Consider the following 17,378-nt stretch of genomic DNA (forward strand, 5'->3'; position numbering starts at 1 on the left):
GCGCGATCAATCCGCGATTGAAACGCCGTAAAGGACCCTGTCGAGCATGGCGGCAGGCACGAAACGGCGCATGAATTTCGCCAGTTTCGCGTCAGTCGGGGCCGCATAGCGGCGTTTCGGCTTGGCGGCGGTCGCCGCCTTCAGCACTTCCGCCGCAATCACATTTGCCGATGCTCCCTTGTCGATGCCGGTGGACCAGCGTTTGCGGAAATTCCTGATCTGGCGCTTGTACTCGTCGTTTGATTGCGGGTGGTTTTCCGCCGCGTCGAGGGTGGGCAGGCTGGCATTGTCGATATCCGTGTCGATGTAACCCGGTTCGATCAGCGACACGTGAATTCCGAACGGTTTGACTTCCCCGCGCAGGGAATCGCCGGTTGCCTGCTGTGCGTATTTCGTCGAGCTGTACCAGCCGAGGTTCGGCATGGAGATGTGGCCGGCGCTTGAGGAGGTGATGATCACGCGGCCCTGCCCGCGTTTGCGCAAATGGGGCAGTGCCGCCTGAAGGGTCCGGTGCATGCCGAACACGTTCACATCATACTGGTGCTGTACGGCTTCGACAGATTGCAGTTCCACCGGACCGAGGAGGCAATAGCCGGCATTGGCGAAAACAACATCGATCTGGCCCTCCGCCTCGATGATGGCGTCCACGGTCTTTTGTACCTCGGCGCTGTCGGTCACATCGCAATGCATGGCCGTGGCGCCCAGCGCTTCGAGATCCTTCATCAGCTCCACCCGGCGGGCAGTTGCATAGACCTTGAACCCGTTTTGCTGCAGCAGCTTGGCCGATGCGTGGCCGATTCCTGTCGATGCGCCGGTGATGAAGGCAACTTTCTTGCTCATTTTACTGACCTCTGTGTCTTTTCGCGTTGGTCGCAGCGGCGTCTGGGTGCCGCCATATGCCGCTGGGGTATGCGGACTTGCCCAGAGCCGACACAAATCCATCATTGGCTCCCGATCATCCTCGACACCGGAGTGTCGCATTGCATTCCTGCGGCAAATGGTCTCCAGGGCACGAAAGTCCATTTGTCAGCGATCCCAATTGCTTAGCGCGATCAGGCCGAAAAGGTGTCCAGCACACGCGAATCCCCGCCACGTGTCCCGCATGCGTTCCGGCTCGGATGCATGGTGGGATCGCGCGCCGTTCGCACCCCGTGCTTGAAATCCGACCTTGACTATGAAGGCGCTGACGTTTTGCCCGAATGATCCGGCGGGAGATGCTGCGAATGCTCCATGCGGCCGAAAGCGCCATCCGTCGTCTCATCGCGGCGGGTTTGTTGCATAAGTTTTTTCTCCTTTTTGCGTTTATCCAACGAAGTCAATCGGATAGGCCGCGCGCGTCCCGAAACTTGTCGAACGCTCCCAACCCTCCCTTACAATCCCTCCCGCCTTCTCACGGAAGTCTGGGTGCACACCGGCTCACAGGGAGAGGGACGGTGCCTGGCTGGTGGCGCAGAGGTGCGTTGCTGGGTGATGAACCCCCAAGTCAGGGCGGCATGAAGCGGCGCGCGCAGTCTTGTTTTCCCGAACCTGGTTTCGGGCCGCCGACCGAAGCTGCAAGACCACCGAGCGGGCGGTCCGAGGATCGCTATACTTCTAAGACGTTGCGATGCTTTGACCGCCCGTCTTCCAGAATATGAACAATCCGGCCCCGAAAAAACAGGGCGCGGAAACGGCGGTGTGCGCCCGCTTTTTGAGCTAGGGCAGGGCGATGCGCTGCTGCGTACCGCCGGTTTCGGCCGCCTGCCGGTCCAGCCAATCGAGCACCGGGTTGCACAGTTCCGGTTCGAGACTGTGGCCGACGCCGGCGACCATGTCGACATCGGCGTCCGGCATTGCCGCTGAGAGCGCTTGTGAGCGTGCCGGCGGCAGGCAGTTGTCCTCGGCGCCGCAGACGATCAGGGCAGGGCAGCCGATGTGCTTGAGCCCTTCGCGCCAGCTGCCGGTGGCGCGGATCGCCCGGTATTGGCGGGCAAAGCCGCCCTGGGTGAAGCCCACCGCCAGCATCGCTTCGGCCATGCGCATGCGTTGGGCCTCGTCCGGAGCGCAGGGCGCCTGAAAGTGGGCGACGTCGTCGGCGATCCAGCGCACCAACGCCGCTTTGTCTTCGAAGGGTTCGCACATGCGCAGGAAGCGGTCATGAACCTCTGCCGAGAACGGGCCGGCTTCGGAGGATGTGGAGACCAGAACAAGTCCCTCCAGCCGGCCCGGCCCCCTCAGTGCGACGTTCTGGGCGATCATGCCGCCCATGGAAAAGCCGAGCAGCCAGAACCGCCCTATGCCGCGCGCGTCGAGTGTCGCAATGACGTCGCCGGCCATGTCGTCAAGGCTGTACGACCCGGTACTGGCCATTCCGCCTTCGGCGGAGCGGAGCGTTTCGGTCGCGCCATGGTCGGGATCGGCGCCGAACCGCGGGGAGGCACCCATATCCCGGTTGTCGATGCGCAGCACCCGAAAGCGCGCCGCCAGGCCTTCGATCAGATAATCCGGCCAGTCCTCGGCGCACATGCCGAGGCCGGGCAGCAGCACGATGCAAGGTGCGTCTTGCCGCCCGTCCTCACGGGTAGCGAGAATGCAACCCGGCCGGTCACGGATGGGAGATCGTACGGCCGGGTCGCACATGACAGTGTCAGAGGCCGAGATGCGCCTTGACCGCTGCCAATCCGTCCGAGCCGTCCTTTGCGGTCACGCCGTCCAGCCAACCGTCGAGCACCTCTGGATGGGCCTTGAGCAAGCGCGCACCGGCGGTCACAGGGTCGTCGCCATCGTCAAGGATGTAGCCCATGCCCTCGCTTTCCATCGGAATGTCGAAGGTCATCTGGGTCAACAGCGTGCCAACATTCGGGCACTCGTCCAGATAGCCATTGCGGACCTGGGTATGCACGGTTGCACCGCCGAAATCCGGCCCGTAGAAATCGTCGCCGCCAGTCAGATATTCGAGATCGTATTCGGTGTTCATCGGATGCGGGGCCCACGCCAGGAAGACGATCCAGTCCTGCTTGCGGGCGGCCCGGCCGACCTGGGCCAGCATGCCCTGTTCGGAGCTTTCGACCACTTCCCAGTCGCCGAGACCGAATGCGCCCTTGGCGACGATATCGAGCATGATCTCGTTGGAGCCCGGCTCGATGCCGTAGAGCTTGCTGTCGAACGCGTCGGCATGGGCGGCGAGATCGGCGAAATCCTTGACGCCGGCCGCGTGCACATAGGCCGGAACCGCGAAAGTGAATTTCGCGCCCTCGAGATTGGTGTGCACCGTCTCGATCGTACCGGCATCGCGGAAGGGTTCGAAGTAGACCTCCATGGCCGGGTCCCAGTAGCCGAGGAAGACATCGAGGTCGCCGCGTTCCATCGACTCATAGATGACCGGAATGCCGAGCACGCCGCTTTCGGTCTCGTATCCGAGCCCCTCGAGAATGGCGCTGGCGACGCCGGTGGTGAGCGCAAGGTCGGTCCAACCCGGCTCTGCCATGCGCACCGTGCCGCAGTCTGCGGCGGCCTGTCCTGCTATGATCAAGGAAAGGAATGCGGCAGCTCCGCCGCGCAGATGGACAGTCATTTTCGGTCTCCCTGTACCATTGGTCATTTAATTGACCTGACAGTCAACAATATGAACGGTAAGTTTCGTTGACCGGCGAGTCAACCCTTGTTACCGGACCATAGGAGGTCCCATGCCGAAGAAGACCATTGCAGATATCAGGCGCGAGGAGTTCGCCGTGGCCGCATTCGCTGTCCTGTCGGAGCACGGTATGAACGGGACGACGCTGCAGCGTGTCGCCGAGCATACGGGCGCTTCGAAGGCCAGCGTCCTGCATTACTTCGGCAGCAAGCAGATCCTGATCGAGACCGCGTTGCGCAAGGCCAATGCGACGTTGCGGCGTGAAGCCGTCGCGCTGATGGGGCTTGCGGAGTCGCCGTGGGAGCGGTTCTACGCGATCATCGAGGCGAATTTCTCGCAAACCACCTTCAACCGGAAGGTTGCGCATGGCTGGATTTCCATGTGCGCAGAAGTGCCGCACAACAGGACCTTCCAGCGGGTGCAGACGGCCATCTACCGGCGACTGAACAGCAATCTGCATTCTGCGCTGAAGGATATCGACGGTGACCCGGAGCGCTGCGCGGCGTCGGTGCGGCTGGTCAGTCTCCTGATTGACGGCATCTGGATGCGCTGCGGCCTGCAGATCGGCGGGCTGGAACGCGACGACGCCGTCCGGCAGATCGAGATCATCATCGACGACCGCTATGGGTCCGACGATGTCCGCCTGGCGGCCCGCGACAAGATGCGCCTTTTGGGGCGAACGCTGAACGCCCGCGCGGCGGCTTAGGTGGTTGCGATCGATAGCGCGGGCAGGGTCCGCGCATGCTGCGTTGCAATAGTTTACAGCCGCTGTCACATGGCTGACATGCGACTCGTGTTTGCCGGAGGGAACGATCATCCGGGCACCGCACCGTGGACGAGACGAAAACCCACCGCACCCTGTTCCTCTCGGACATTCATCTGGGAACACGGGGTTGCCGCGCCGACATGCTGCTGGACTTCCTGCGCGAGCACGACGCCGAACGCATCTATCTCGTGGGCGACATCTTCGATGGCTGGCGGTTGCGCAAGGGATGGTACTGGCCGCAATCGCACAACGACGTTGTCCAGAAGCTTCTGCGCAAGGCGCGCAAGGGCACCGAGATCATCTATGTGCCGGGCAACCACGACGAGGTGATGCGCCACTATCTCGGCACGCATTTCGGCGGCATCGAGGTCCGCAACCGCGATATCCACGAGACCGCCGACGGCAAGCGCATGCTGGTCATCCATGGCGACCAGTTCGACATGGTGGTGATCAACGCCAAATGGCTCGCCCATGTCGGGGATGTCGCCTACACGCTGGCGCTCGGACTGAACACCTGGTTCAACTGGCTGCGCCGGCTATGGGGCGGGCAGTACTGGTCGCTTTCGAAATGGGCCAAGCTGCGCGTCAAGAAGGCGGTGAACTTCATTGGTGCGTTTGAGAAGATCCTCGCCGCCGAGGCGAAAAAGGCGGGTGTCGACGGTGTCATCTGCGGCCACATCCATCACGCCGAACTCGAGCAGCGCGACGACGTTCTCTACGTCAATACCGGCGACTGGGTGGAAAGTTGTACAGCCATTGTCGAGGACCATGACGGCACGCTCCGTCTCATCGACTGGTCGGTGGTGATGCGCGAGCGCAGCCGAAGCAACGCTGACTCGGTCATCGAGCCGACTTTCAAGAAAGCGGGCGCGCAGCGATCGGCTGCCTGACACCGCTCGAAAAAGACAGGGAAGATCCAACATGGCCGATGTGTTGACCGTCAGGGAACAGCTTGGCGCCGCCGTCCACCAAAACAATGCCATCTCGCGCACCGGACTGCTCGAGCGGCTTTTCTCCAGCGCGTTTACCGGTCTGGTCTATCCGCAGATATGGGAAGATCCGGTCGTCGACATGCAGGCGCTGGACGTTGGTCCGGACGACCATATCGTCTGTATCGCGTCGGGCGGCTGCAACATGCTGTCCTACCTGACCGCCGGACCGGCCTCGATCACCGCGGTAGACCTGTCGCCGGCGCATGTGGCGCTCAACCGGCTGAAGCTGGCTGCCGCCACGCATCTGCCCGACCATGCGAGCTTCTTCCAGATGTTCGGGCGCGCTGACGTCAAGGGCAACGCCGCCCTGTTCGACCGCGCCATCGCGCCGTATCTCGATTTCGCGAGCGTCGATTTCTGGAATGCGCGGCGTGGCATCACCGGCCGGCGCATCGAGATGTTCGAGCAGGGCTTCTACCGGCACGGCCTGCTCGGCCGGTTCATCGCCGGAGGCCATATTGTCGCCCGGCTGCTCGGTGTCGACCTGAAAACCTTTTTGCTATGCAAGACACTGGACGAACAGAAGGCATGGTTTGAGGCCAACCTGATGCCGGCGCTCGACCGTCCGCTGGTCAAATGGCTGGCGCGCAACCGCGCGACGCTGATCGGGCTCGGTATTCCGCCGCAGCAATATGACGAACTGGCGGGTGCTGCCGACGGCGATATGCTGGCAGTGCTGAAGGAGCGGCTCAGGGCGCTTCTGTGCGACTATCCGCTGTCTGAGAACTATTTCGCGTGGCAGGCGATCAACCGCGCCTACCGGCCGGGCCTGAGCGGGCCGGTGCCACCCTATCTGGAGGAGCGCAATTTCGCGGCGCTCAAGGCCAATGCCGGCCGTGCGGCGATCCACAACCGCTCGCTGACCGACCTGATGCGCGAGATGCCCGCCGGCTCGAAGACGGGTTATGTTTTGCTCGATGCCCAGGATTGGATGACCGATGCGCAGCTGAACGATCTGTGGGCGCAGATCACCCGCACGGCGGCGCCGGGTGCGCGGGCGATTTTCCGCACCGCCGGCATCCCGACCATCCTGCCGGGCCGCGTCGACAACGCGATCCTGTCGCGCTGGAACTACCGCGAGGAGCAGTCGCGGGCGTGGACACTCGCCGACCGTTCGGCGATTTATGGCGGGTTCCACCTCTACATTTTCGAAGGCTGAACCGGGCATGACCGGCACCGATGCGATCGAGAAGAAAGACGGCCATCATGGCGGGCTCATGGATGCGATCTATCGCAACCAGCGCCATTTTTACGATGTCACGCGCAAATACTATCTGCTGGGCCGCGACCGGTTGATCGACGGTCTCGACGTGCCGCTTGGCGGCAAGGTGCTGGAGGCGGCCTGCGGAACCGGGCGCAATCTGGTGCTGGCCGCCCGGCGCTATCCCGATGCGCGCTTCTACGGCCTCGACATTTCCGGCGAAATGCTGAAGCAGGCCCGCAAGAACATCGTCAAGGCCGGGCTTGGGAACCGAATATGCATTGCCGAGGGCGATGCGACCTCATTCGATCCGCAGGCCCTGTTCGGGGTCGATGCGTTCGACCGCGTGTTTATCTCCTATGGCCTTTCGATGATCCCGCCCTGGCGCGAAGCCATCGAGGAGGCAATTCGCCACCTGAAAGCGGACGGCACCTTCCACACGGTTGACTTCGGCCAGCAGGATGAGTTGCCGCGCTGGTTCCGGCGGGCCTTGGTCACCTGGCTGGCGCGGTTCCACGTCGATCCGCGCGCCGATCTGGAGGAGGTGCTGGCCTCCGCCGGGCGTATGGCCTGTTTCGAACATCTCTATCGCGACTATGCGCGGCTGGGCGTCGTACACCGGTAGCAACGCCGAAGCCGCTCGTGAACCACCTGCCCGCGCGCCGAAAAATGACGATTGCGAAGACATAACGATTTCCTTATATCGTTATGCGAAACGCAAACGGGATCACCTCATGTCCAATCCGCTTACCGACCTTATCGCCGAAAAGGGCGTGCTTCTCGCCGACGGAGCTACCGGCACCAACCTGTTCGCCATGGGCCTGATGTCCGGCGATGCGCCGGAACTGTGGAATGTGGATGCGCCGGAAAAGATCACCAAGCTGCATCAGGATTTTGTCGATGCGGGCTCTGACGTCATCCTGACCAATTCTTTCGGCGGCACCCGCCACCGGCTGAAACTGCACGGCGCGCAGGACCGCGTGTTCGAGCTCAACAAGAAGGCCGCCGAGATCGCGCGGGCCGTCGCCGACAAGGCGGGCCGCAAGGTCATCGTCGCGGGATCGGTCGGGCCGACCGGCGAACTGCTGGTGCCGCTTGGTGCGTTGACATTTGACGACGCGGTCGCGGCATTCAAGGAACAGATCGAGGGTCTGAAGGCCGGTGGTGCCGATGTCGCCTGGATCGAAACCATGTCGTCGCCGGACGAGATCCGCGCCGCCGCGCAGGGCGCGGTCGAGGCCGGCATGCCTTACACCTTCAGTTGTTCGTTCGACACCGCTGGCAAGACCATGATGGGGTTGCATCCCAAGGACATTCACGGTGTCGCCGCGCAATGCTCCGAACCGCCGGTCGCCGTCGGCGCAAATTGCGGTGTCGGCGCGCCGGACCTGTTGTCCTCGCTGCTCGACATGAGCGAAGCGAACCCCGACGCGACGATCATCGTCAAGGCGAATTGCGGCATCCCCGAGTTTCAGGGCGAACAGATCGTCTATTCCGGAACGCCGGAACTTATGGCCGAATATGTGCATCTGGCCATTGATGCCGGCGCAAAGGTCATTGGCGGCTGCTGTGGCACATCCTGCGATCACCTGCGGGCCATGCGCGTGGCGCTGGACGAGCACAACAAGGGCGCGCGCCCGACGCTCGACGAAGTGGTCGCCAAGGTCGGACCGTTGCGCAACAAGGCAGCGGCGGATGACACCGCGCCGAAGCGCGAGCGGCGCGGCCGGCGGCGCTCCCAAGGCTGATCGCTTCTTTTGAAGTCTCCGCTGCCGGTCAGTTGGCCGACAGCGCCTTTTCGCGGTACTGCGACGGGCTCATGCCGATGCGCTCGCGAAAGGCCCGGTTGAACGGGGCCAGCGAGGCATAACCGAGATCGAAAGCCAGGCTGGTGATCTGCTCGCGCGCCGTGTCGGGTTCCGACAGGCGGCGTTTGGCCTCTTCGATGCGGTGGTCGTTGATGAAGGCGGCGAAGTTGCGGTAGCCGAGTTCCCGATTGATCAGGCGGCGCAGCCTGTGCTCGGGCATGTTCATGCGCTTCGCCAGTTCGCCGATCGTCAGCCCCTGGTCCAGGAACACGCCGTCCGCCATCAGCTTTTCGAGCCGGGCGAGATCGAAACGGTCGGCGGCGGGATGGGCTGAAACCGGCGCCGGTTCGCGGCGGGGCGCCTCGGGCAACAAGCTCTTGCGGACGCCCGCGACGGCGAATGCCGTGCCAACGGAGACAGCAAACAGCAGCCCCGATATCAGATGCGTGCCCATATGGTCGCGCAGTTCCATCAGTTCGTAGACCTCGATCACGCCGATGGTCAGGCAGACAACCGGCAGAAGGGCGGCGATGATGCCTGAAAACCGCCGCCGGCTGGCGACCAGATCATCGCCCAGGCTTCGACGAGCGAGGATCAGGACATGGCCCATCAGCCCGATCGCAAGTGCGAACTGCAGGCTCTTGGCGAACGGCGACAGGACCGGGAAGGGTATGCAGACGAGGAACAGCGCGGCGATGGCGGCAAGCGGTGCTGCCATCCAGGGGCGCATGCGGAACCGGTCGTCGAACATCGCCAGAACGAACAGCCAGAAAAATCCTGGCGTCAGCGTGCCGTAGAGGGTGATCGGCACTTTCCAGCCGCCGAGCATATCATAGACGGGATCAAATGCGGTGATCGCGTAGGAGGCCGCGCCAAAGAAAAACAGCGCGCCGAACACGGTTACTTCGCGAACTGGTCGCACGGCCAGAAGCAATACGGCCATCAGCAGACCGATCGAAGCAGAGCCGCCGCGTACGGCGATCTCCAGCAGCATGACCAGCGGAAGCGTTTGGGCGTCCATGCCCTCAATTTAGGAAACCGGCCGGCTCGCGAAAAGGAGCCGGCCGCAATTTCCGTTATGTAATGGTTCAGATGCCGAAACTCGGCATGACCGGGGCGGACGGATAGCTCTTCGAGCTGTCCTCATCTTTTGGCGTCACGCCGGTCTTGCCGATCATCATGTCGAGGTAGGACTTGGCGGCCGGTTTTGCGATCGAGCCGGTGGCTTGGCAATCGATCCAGGCCTGCGAATCCTTCGGCGGTTCGAGTGCGATCGCCGAGACGGCAACAGAAGCGGTGAAGACGGATGTCGCGAGGATTGTCGCGATCACTGTCGTCATGGCGTCGCGGATGCGTGAACGGGCGGTCATGTCGAACTCCTTTCGGTTGACTCCTGTGCCGGCAGCAACTGGTCGCCGGAGACGATCCGGATATGTGCTCGAGACACGGCGATTGCCGCTCGGATTCGGAAACGAGATGGAGTTTTCGAAAAAGATCGACGTTTTCCAGAATCGAGCGGCGGTTGTCGGTGCACGCTTCCATCCGATTGAGAAACGCATTAGAAGTTGGCGATGATCGTGAAACCGACAACCCGCACGCGGCATGCTGAATTGCTGATCCTGTGCGCCCGCATTGGGTATTCGCCGCCTGCCAACTCCTGACCGCGACGCGCTCGAAGGCGCAACCAGGCAATCAGGAGGTTTCATGACTTATCAGAACTATTCGCAGGAACAGTTGCGCGCGATCGACAACGCCCATCACCTGCATCCATTCACCGACCACAAGGATCTGCGTGAGGCCGGCACCCGCGTCGTCGTGCGCGCCGACGGTCCTTTCGTCTATGACAGCGACGGCAACGAGATCCTCGACGGCATGGCCGGCTTGTGGTGCGTCAACGCCGGCTATGGACGGGACGAACTGGTCGAGGTCGCCGCCGAGCAGATGCGCGAGTTGCCCTACTACAACTCGTTCTTCCGCTGCACGACGCCGACGCCATCTCTGCTGGCGCAGAAACTCGCGCAGATCGCGCCCGATCACATCAACCAGGTGTTCTACGGGTCGTCCGGTTCGGAGGCGAACGACACCGCGCTGCGGCTTGTCCGCCACTATTGGGCGTTGGAGGGCAGACCCGAAAAGAACATCGTGATTTCGCGCAAATGGGCCTATCACGGCTCGACCATCGCCGCGACTTCGCTGGGCGGCATGGAAGCGATGCATGAGCAGCTTTATGGCGCCGTTCCCAATATCCGCCATGTCATGTGCCCGTATTTCTATGGCGACGCAAAGGCGGGCGAAAGCGAGCACGATTTCGGCCTGCGCGCGGCAAGGGCCGTCGAGGACGCCATCCTGGAGGCCGGTGCCGACAACGTCGCCGCCTTTATCGGCGAGCCGGTTCAGGGGGCAGGCGGGGTCAAGATCGCGCCGGCAAGCTACTGGCCGGAGATCCAGCGCATCTGCCGCAAGTATGACGTGCTGTTGATGCTGGACGAGGTGATCACAGGTTACGGACGCTCCGGCGAATGGTTTGCCGCCCAGTCGATGGATATCAAGCCCGACACGATCACCACCGCAAAGGGCCTGACTTCCGGCTACCAGCCGCTTTCAGCACTGCTGGTCGGCGACCGGATCGCCGAGACGCTGGTCGAAAAGGGCGGCGAGTTCTATCACGGCTACACCTATTCGGGTCATCCCGTAGCCTGTGCGGTGGCGCTGAAAAACCTCGAGATCATGGAACGCGAAGGGCTGATCGAGCGGGTGCGCGACGACACCGGGCCCTATCTAGGCGAAGCACTGCGCCAGGGGGTGGGCGATCACCCGCTGGTCGGCGAAGTCCGCAGCTTCGGCCTGCTCGCCGCCATCGAGATCGTGCGCGACAAGCAGAGCCGCGAGCGGTTCGAGCCGGTGGGGTCGGCGCCGAATGTCATCCGCGATCACGCGATCGCGTCCGGCCTGATGATGCGTGCCGTCACGGACACGATGATCCTGTCGCCGCCGCTGATCTGGACGCGCGAGACGATCGACATGGCGGTGGAGCGCGTTCGCAAGGCGCTCGACGGGGCTATGGCCGAGCTTTCCTGAACCGCTTGCATGCCGGCGCCGTCTGAACAAGGCGGCGGTCGGTCAGCTGCCGAACAGCCGGGCGAGCCGCTTCTTTTCGGCTGCGTCGAAGGCCAGTTGCTCGCGGTCGTGGGCTGCGCGCACTTTCTTCATCGCCGCCTCGGCTGCGCGGTCGAGGGCTTCACATGTCTGATGAGACCTCAGCGTCAGCAGCGCCGCGCCAAGCTTGCGGGCATGTTTTTCGGCGATGTAAACGTGATAGGCCTCGTGCTCGCGGGCATATTCGGACAGGAACTTCCAGGCGATGCGCAAGTCATCGTCCTTGGTGCTCGTTTGTTCGCGCCAGCGCGGCAAGGTGACATTGGCGTCGACACGGAACGTCGCTTCCGAAAACCTGCAGCCGGAAGCAGTCTCGTCATATTCGATGGAAACGGGAATGAAACGGATTGCGGTGGCAGCAAGCGCGTGACCGCGCATCGGCCCCTTGCGAGAAATCTCGCGATCGAGTTCGGCCCCCGACAAGCCGGAGATCGTGTAGTAGCTGGTCGATACGCGCGGTTCGGTTGTTGTCGACGTGCAACCGGCGAGCAAAATCGAGATTGCCGCTACGAAGCCAAAGCGGGCGGAAGCGAAACGGGGCATCGGACGGTTCCGTGAATTCGGGCGCACCTGAATTGTTACTCCAATCCTGCGGTTTGACCAGCGATTTTCGCCAATGCCGACCGGCGGGCCCGGCAACGGCTCGCTGTCTTAATGTAGCCCGCTTGGCTATTTACCAAAAAAAGCCCGAATTTAGGTTTGATTAAGGCCTCAATAACTTCGTGGTAACCCTGCCACCCCTATGGTGCATGTCGAGGCGGGCAACACGCCTCGATCTCCGGAGAAGGTACTGCGTACCGGAGCCAGTTTCACCGCCGCGTTTTTTTGGCGGACTCCAATGCCGGTCTACCGGCTGCCGCAAGCGACCGAAGTGTTGCCTGCGGTATTGGTGGTTGTATCCCACGTCTTTTCACAGCGACCCAGATCGGATAGCGCTAGCGTTTTCCGGCGGTGCCGGTTGGCAGGAGAGTTTCGGCGCTTCGCCGGGTCTGCCGAGCCGTGAAGGATGGCGATGACGCGTGCGCTTATGTTTCAGGGAACGGGTTCGGATGTCGGCAAGACGGTGCTGGTCGCCGGTTTGTGCCGGGCCCTGTCTAACCGCGGGCTGACAGTTCGCCCGTTCAAGCCGCAGAACATGTCCAACAATGCCGCGGTGGCCGCCGATGGCGGCGAGATCGGCCGCGCGCAGTGGCTTCAGGCGCTGGCCTGCCGCACGTCGCCGAGCATTCACATGAACCCGGTGCTGCTGAAGCCGCAGACTGAAAATGGCAGCCAGATCGTGGTGCATGGGCAAATGCGCGGCGAGGCGAAGGGCCGCGACTATCAGCGGCTGAAGGGCGAGTTTCTTGGCGCGGTGCTCTACAGCTATGCGAAGCTCGCGCAACAGGCGGACATCGTATTGGTCGAAGGCGCCGGATCGCCGGCCGAGATAAATCTGAGGTCCGGCGATATCGCCAATATGGGGTTTGCCACGGCGGCCGGCGTACCGGTCGTGCTTGTCGGCGACATCGATCGGGGTGGTGTTATCGCCTCGCTGGCCGGCACCCACGCCATCCTGCCGGATGACGACCGAGCGATGATTTTCGGCTACGTTATCAACAAGTTCAGGGGCGATATGCGCCTGTTTGATAGCGGGCTGGAGGCGATCACGGGTTTCACCGGCTGGCCGTCCTTCGGGGTACTGCCCTGGCTGCGCGATGCAGGCCGGCTGCCGGCCGAGGACTCGGTGGCGCTGGAGCGGCTGACTGCTGCGACGCGCGGGGCGTTGCGCATCGCGATCCTGGTGCCCGACCGGATCGCCAATTTCGACGATTTCGATCCGCTGGCCGCGGAAGACAATGTCGAGGTCGTGATGGTACGGCCCGGCGAAACCATGCCGCGCGACTGTACCATCGTCATTTTGCCGGGTTCGAAATCGACTATCGCCGACCTCGCGCGGTTTCGCGACCATGGATGGGACCGGCAACTGGCAGAGCACGCACGCCGTGGTGGCAGCGTCATCGGTATTTGCGGCGGCTACCAGATGCTCGGCCGTGTCGTGCGTGACCCGCTGGGCATCGAAGGCGCCGTTCCCGAAGCGCAAGGGCTCGCGCTTTTGGACGTCGAAACCGAAATGGCGCCTGAGAAACGCGTCGGTACAGCTGCCGGACGGTCGTTGATCTTCGATGCGCCGGTGTCCGGCTACGAAATCCACATCGGCGCGACCGGCGGCCCGGACTGCGCACGCCCAGCGGTCATGCTCGATGGCAAGCCGGATGGTGCGGTCTCGGCGGACGGCCGGATCTGGGGCACGTATCTGCACGGCCTGTTCAACGATGGTGCCTTCCGCATGGCATTTCTGGCCGCGCACGGGATCGGTTCCGAAGGCCGAGACCATCTCGCCGTGGTCGACGAGGCGCTGGACGCAATCGCCGCCGAGATGGAACGCTATCTCGCCGTGGACCGGCTGCTTGCGTTGTCGGAAACGGTGTCGCCGATTGTCGGGGACAACGGCAAGCCGTTGAAATCGCAGCGGTTGCGGCCATTGCGTTTAGCCCGGTAGAGGGCGTTGTCGGCGCTGCGATAGGTTGTGTGATATTCGGCGCCGCGCGGGAAAAGCGCGCCCCCGACGCTGGCTGTGATTTGAAGGTCCATGCCTTCGAACTGGGTCTTGCTTTCGGACAATGCGTTGCGAATGCGCTCAGCTGCCATCGCAGCGCCGTTCGGTCCGCAATTCTTCAGCAGGACCGCAAACTCTTCACCGCCGATCCGGGCTACGAAGTCGCGCTCGAAAGCGTTGCCGGCAATGCAAACGCTTGCCATGCGCAGAACCTGATCGCCGGCGGCATGCCCGTTGCGGTCGTTGATCGATTTAAAGTGATCGATGTCGATGACAAGGATGGCGTCCTCATGCTCGCCGTCACGCATCAGTTCGCCCTGGCGCGCGCGAACCGCATCTTCGAAAGCGTTGCGGTTGAGCAAACCTGTCAGGCAGTCGTGAGTAGCGATATCCTTCAGTTTCGACATCGCTCGGGTGAGGCGAAGGGCCATGGAAAAGAAGATCGTGACGAGCGGCAGGGATATTCCGGCCCCCAGCGCAAAGGCCAGCAAGACCAGCGATCGGCCCTGCTCGGCTGCAATCTCGGGGTAGAAATGGGTGTAGGCCGCACTTCGGATCAGCATTGCTATACACCCGATCAGCACGCTCCAAAACAACACACGCCAAGCGGCGCCGAGTCTGGTCTGCGGAAGAATTAGATGATCTAGCATAAATTGATAAAGCTTGAGCTTTTGAAGTTTGCGGCCCCTATGTAGCCGAAGGTGACCAATTATCGTTACCGCCGAACCGCTTTCCCCATACAGGATCTCAGGAATGGTAAACACCTGGTTAAGAAGGCGTCGTCCTGAGGGCGGCAGCGGTCGCAATCGCGATTGACTTTCACGGTACTCGCCGCCTATTGCTGCCGGGTCATGGTTTTCGTCCTGCCTTTGGTGGGACGGATGAAAAGGGAACGTGACGGATGGACCCATCTAGGGCATCCACATCACGGCCGACCCCGCGACTGTAGAATGGCGCGGCGCCCGCAGACCCGGCAATCGGGTCGCCACTGGAGCATTCCGGGAAGGCGAGGGCACCGATCAAGCGCCATGAGCCAGGAGACCTGCCATGACATCGATCTGAAGGGGCGGGGAGCTCCCGGCAAGGATCGGGTCTGAAGCCCGGAACTCCATCAGGCGTAAAGATCGCGATTCCCGACCGGAAGCCTCTGTCACAGGCACGGGAGCGCCGTTTTGAACCCTTTGCTCAAGCCGACAGGCGAGGCGGGCACCACGTTGATCCTCGGCGGCGCGCGATCCGGCAAGTCCGGTTTTGCCGAGCGTCTGGTACTCGAATCGGGCCTTGTGCCGGTCTATGTGGCGACGGGTCGTGTTCTCGATGAAGAGATGGGCGATCGCATCGCAAAGCACAGGCAGCAACGCGGCGAAGCCTGGAAGACGGTCGAGGAACCGGAAGATCTGGAAACCGCCCTCGACCACGAAACGCGGCCGGACCGGGCCGTGCTGGTCGATTGCCTGACGCTCTGGATCACCAATCTGATGATGAACGACGCCGACATCTTGGCGCGCAGCGCTTCGCTTTGCGGCACGCTTTCGCGCGTAAAGGGGCCGGTCGTTCTGGTTTCCAACGAGGTCGGGATGGGGATCGTTCCGGAAAACCGAATGGCGCGCGATTTTCGCGACCATGCCGGGCGTCTGCACCAGCAAATCGCGGCGATTGCCGCACAGGTTTACTTCGTTGCGGCCGGATTGCCGCTCAAGATGAAAGGATAACGTCATGCAGGCCAAGATTCCCGCCACCGTGATCACCGGCTTTCTCGGCGCCGGCAAGACGACCATGATCCGCAACCTGCTGGAAAACGCCGGCAATCGGAGGATCGCGCTGATCATCAACGAGTTCGGCGATCTGGGCGTCGATGGCGAAGTGCTGAAGGGATGCGGCGTCGAAAACTGTTCGGATGACGATATCGTCGAACTGAACAATGGCTGTATCTGCTGCACAGTCGCCGACGACTTCATCCCGACGATGGAGAAGCTGCTGGAACGCGACGCGAAACCCGACCACATTGTCATCGAGACCTCCGGTCTTGCGCTACCGCAGCCGCTGGTCGCGGCGTTCAACTGGCCAGGCATCAAGACCGCGGTGACCGTCGACGGCGTCGTTACGGTAATCGACGCAGCGGCGGTCGCCGAAGGCCGGTTTGCGGCGGATCAGGCACGTATCGAGGCCCAACGCGTCGCCGATGAGGCGATCGATCACGAGAGCCCGCTGGAGGAACTGTTCGAAGACCAGATTCGCGCCGCAGACCTCGTCGTGCTCAACAAGGCGGATCTCGTCAACGACGGCAGTCTCGAACATGTGCGCGAAGACCTGGCCGGGCAGGCGGACCGGCCGTTGAAGATCGTCCAGGCGTCGCACGGCCAGTTGCCGGTCGATGTGCTGCTCGGCATGAACGCGGCGACTGAAGACCAGATCGCGCTGCGCAAATCGCATCACGAGATACATCATGAGCACCACGACGACCACGACCACGATCATGACCGCCATCATCATGGCCACGATGAATTCGCGAGCTTCGTCGCTGAAGCCGGCCCGGTTTCAGAGCCGACCGTGTTTGTCGACGGGCTCAAACGAATGATCGGCGCGCATGACGTGCTTCGGTTGAAAGGGTTCTGCGACGTGCCGGGCAAGCCGATGCGGCTGGTCGTTCAGGCCGTCGGTCAGCGTATCGAGACCTATTTCGACCGGCCCTGGGGCGCGGACGAAGCGCGCCACACGCGCCTCGTCGTCATCGGCATGCATGGCATCGACCAGACGGCGATCGCAGAAGCGATACTGGCCAGTGCGCCGGCCGCTGGATGATCGACGCCCTAGAGCAGCGTATGGGCCAGGACCATGATGACGGCCGCCAGGACCCAATAGCTGAAATCGATCGCAATCACGGTGCCCGACTTGTTGGCGAACAGGCTGCTCGACCCCTTGAGCACACTGTAGCCGGCGACCGCGAGCACAAAGGCGAACAGCTGGTCATGCGCGACCATGATACCGGTGAACCACGAAACCAGCAGCAGACCGGCGACCTGGGACGCTTTAGCAGCGGCGCGCATCGGGTTGCCGTCCTTGCTGACATCGTGTCCGCCAGACCAGGCCTTGCCGAACAGATTTGGCGAAAACCAGAACCAGCCCGTGACAAATGCCACCCCGGCGCCAATCACCGTTGCAAGCCAACTCACGTTGGCGGCGACTTCCTGCATCTTACCCTCTCCTTGTGCAGTTTTGGTATTTTGCTCAACCTTGTGGTTG

At 62.5% G+C, this 17,378-nt stretch carries 17 protein-coding genes and 1 riboswitch; of the genes, 9 read left to right on the forward strand and 8 right to left on the reverse strand.

Annotated elements, in window-relative coordinates:
• Window positions 1–6 precede the first annotated feature (6 nt).
• The 3 genes from ACO06R_RS08080 to choX all read right to left on the reverse strand — a co-directional run bounded on the left by ACO06R_RS08080 (window position 7) and on the right by choX (window position 3,553).
• Entirely contained in the window at window positions 7–840 is an 834-nt protein-coding gene (locus tag ACO06R_RS08080; RefSeq protein WP_421858273.1) for an SDR family NAD(P)-dependent oxidoreductase, read from the reverse strand.
• An 855-nt stretch (window positions 841–1,695) separates the two neighbouring features.
• Window positions 1,696–2,619, reverse strand: a complete 924-nt coding sequence (locus ACO06R_RS08085) for an alpha/beta fold hydrolase (RefSeq protein ID WP_421858275.1) — start codon at window positions 2,617–2,619, stop codon at window positions 1,696–1,698.
• A 7-nt stretch (window positions 2,620–2,626) separates the two neighbouring features.
• Window positions 2,627–3,553 carry a choline ABC transporter substrate-binding protein gene (gene choX / locus ACO06R_RS08090; protein ID WP_421858277.1) on the reverse strand — a complete coding sequence of 309 codons (927 nt, stop codon included), beginning with the start codon at window positions 3,551–3,553 and terminating at the stop codon, window positions 2,627–2,629.
• A 112-nt stretch (window positions 3,554–3,665) separates the two neighbouring features.
• Here choX and betI point away from each other — a divergent pair, with 112 nt between their 5' ends.
• From betI to bmt, 5 genes are all read left to right on the forward strand, one after another.
• Window positions 3,666–4,319: a transcriptional regulator BetI gene (betI, locus tag ACO06R_RS08095; RefSeq protein WP_421858280.1), complete on the forward strand. Its 654-nt coding sequence runs from the start codon at window positions 3,666–3,668 to the stop codon at window positions 4,317–4,319.
• A gap of 125 nt (window positions 4,320–4,444) precedes the next feature.
• Window positions 4,445–5,269: a UDP-2,3-diacylglucosamine diphosphatase gene (locus ACO06R_RS08100; RefSeq protein WP_421858283.1), complete on the forward strand. Its 825-nt coding sequence runs from the start codon at window positions 4,445–4,447 to the stop codon at window positions 5,267–5,269.
• A gap of 31 nt (window positions 5,270–5,300) precedes the next feature.
• Window positions 5,301–6,530 carry a DUF3419 family protein gene (locus tag ACO06R_RS08105; RefSeq protein WP_421858285.1) on the forward strand — a complete coding sequence of 410 codons (1,230 nt, stop codon included), beginning with the start codon at window positions 5,301–5,303 and terminating at the stop codon, window positions 6,528–6,530.
• Between the two features lie 7 nt (window positions 6,531–6,537).
• Window positions 6,538–7,197, forward strand: a complete 660-nt coding sequence (locus ACO06R_RS08110) for a class I SAM-dependent methyltransferase (RefSeq protein WP_421858288.1) — start codon at window positions 6,538–6,540, stop codon at window positions 7,195–7,197.
• Between the two features lie 109 nt (window positions 7,198–7,306).
• Window positions 7,307–8,320, forward strand: a complete 1,014-nt coding sequence (gene bmt / locus ACO06R_RS08115; RefSeq protein WP_421858290.1) for a betaine--homocysteine S-methyltransferase — start codon at window positions 7,307–7,309, stop codon at window positions 8,318–8,320.
• Window positions 8,321–8,348: 28 nt separating this feature from the next.
• Here the strand turns inward: bmt and ACO06R_RS08120 are convergent, their stop codons facing one another.
• Both ACO06R_RS08120 and ACO06R_RS08125 read right to left on the reverse strand, forming a co-directional pair.
• Window positions 8,349–9,401: a helix-turn-helix domain-containing protein gene (locus tag ACO06R_RS08120; RefSeq protein WP_421858292.1), complete on the reverse strand. Its 1,053-nt coding sequence runs from the start codon at window positions 9,399–9,401 to the stop codon at window positions 8,349–8,351.
• A gap of 67 nt (window positions 9,402–9,468) precedes the next feature.
• Window positions 9,469–9,750 (reverse strand): hypothetical protein, encoded by a 282-nt coding sequence (locus tag ACO06R_RS08125; RefSeq protein ID WP_421858294.1) that lies wholly within the window; start codon window positions 9,748–9,750, stop codon window positions 9,469–9,471.
• Between the two features lie 334 nt (window positions 9,751–10,084).
• Here ACO06R_RS08125 and ACO06R_RS08130 point away from each other — a divergent pair, with 334 nt between their 5' ends.
• Complete coding sequence (locus ACO06R_RS08130; protein WP_421858296.1) at window positions 10,085–11,458, forward strand: aspartate aminotransferase family protein; 1,374 nt, start codon at window positions 10,085–10,087, stop codon at window positions 11,456–11,458.
• Between the two features lie 42 nt (window positions 11,459–11,500).
• Here ACO06R_RS08130 and ACO06R_RS08135 read toward each other — a convergent pair whose 3' ends face one another.
• Complete coding sequence (locus tag ACO06R_RS08135) at window positions 11,501–12,079, reverse strand: DUF922 domain-containing protein (RefSeq protein ID WP_421858299.1); 579 nt, start codon at window positions 12,077–12,079, stop codon at window positions 11,501–11,503.
• Between the two features lie 469 nt (window positions 12,080–12,548).
• Here ACO06R_RS08135 and ACO06R_RS08140 point away from each other — a divergent pair, with 469 nt between their 5' ends.
• A complete protein-coding gene (locus ACO06R_RS08140; protein ID WP_421858302.1) occupies window positions 12,549–14,078 on the forward strand; it encodes a cobyric acid synthase in 1,530 nt (509 codons plus the stop codon).
• On the opposite strand, the gene ACO06R_RS08145 is transcribed toward ACO06R_RS08140, so the two are convergent.
• On the reverse strand, window positions 13,964–14,941 hold the full coding sequence (locus ACO06R_RS08145; protein WP_421858305.1) for a GGDEF domain-containing protein: 978 nt from the start codon (window positions 14,939–14,941) through the stop codon (window positions 13,964–13,966). The genes ACO06R_RS08140 and ACO06R_RS08145 overlap by 115 nt on opposite strands.
• Before the next feature lie 29 nt (window positions 14,942–14,970).
• A riboswitch (cobalamin riboswitch) is annotated at window positions 14,971–15,199 on the forward strand.
• A 117-nt stretch (window positions 15,200–15,316) separates the two neighbouring features.
• Between ACO06R_RS08145 and cobU the strand changes: the two genes are divergently transcribed.
• Together cobU and cobW are read left to right on the forward strand one after the other, a co-directional pair.
• Entirely contained in the window at window positions 15,317–15,847 is a 531-nt protein-coding gene (gene cobU, locus ACO06R_RS08150) for a bifunctional adenosylcobinamide kinase/adenosylcobinamide-phosphate guanylyltransferase (protein WP_421859281.1), read from the forward strand.
• Between the two features lie 4 nt (window positions 15,848–15,851).
• A complete protein-coding gene (cobW, locus tag ACO06R_RS08155; RefSeq protein ID WP_421858308.1) occupies window positions 15,852–16,937 on the forward strand; it encodes a cobalamin biosynthesis protein CobW in 1,086 nt (361 codons plus the stop codon).
• A gap of 8 nt (window positions 16,938–16,945) precedes the next feature.
• Here cobW and ACO06R_RS08160 read toward each other — a convergent pair whose 3' ends face one another.
• Window positions 16,946–17,329, reverse strand: a complete 384-nt coding sequence (locus ACO06R_RS08160) for a DUF1761 domain-containing protein (RefSeq protein ID WP_421858311.1) — start codon at window positions 17,327–17,329, stop codon at window positions 16,946–16,948.
• Window positions 17,330–17,378: the final 49 nt, after the last annotated feature.

The organism is Oricola sp. (assembly GCF_965230365.1).
Lineage (GTDB): Bacteria > Pseudomonadota > Alphaproteobacteria > Rhizobiales > Rhizobiaceae > Oricola.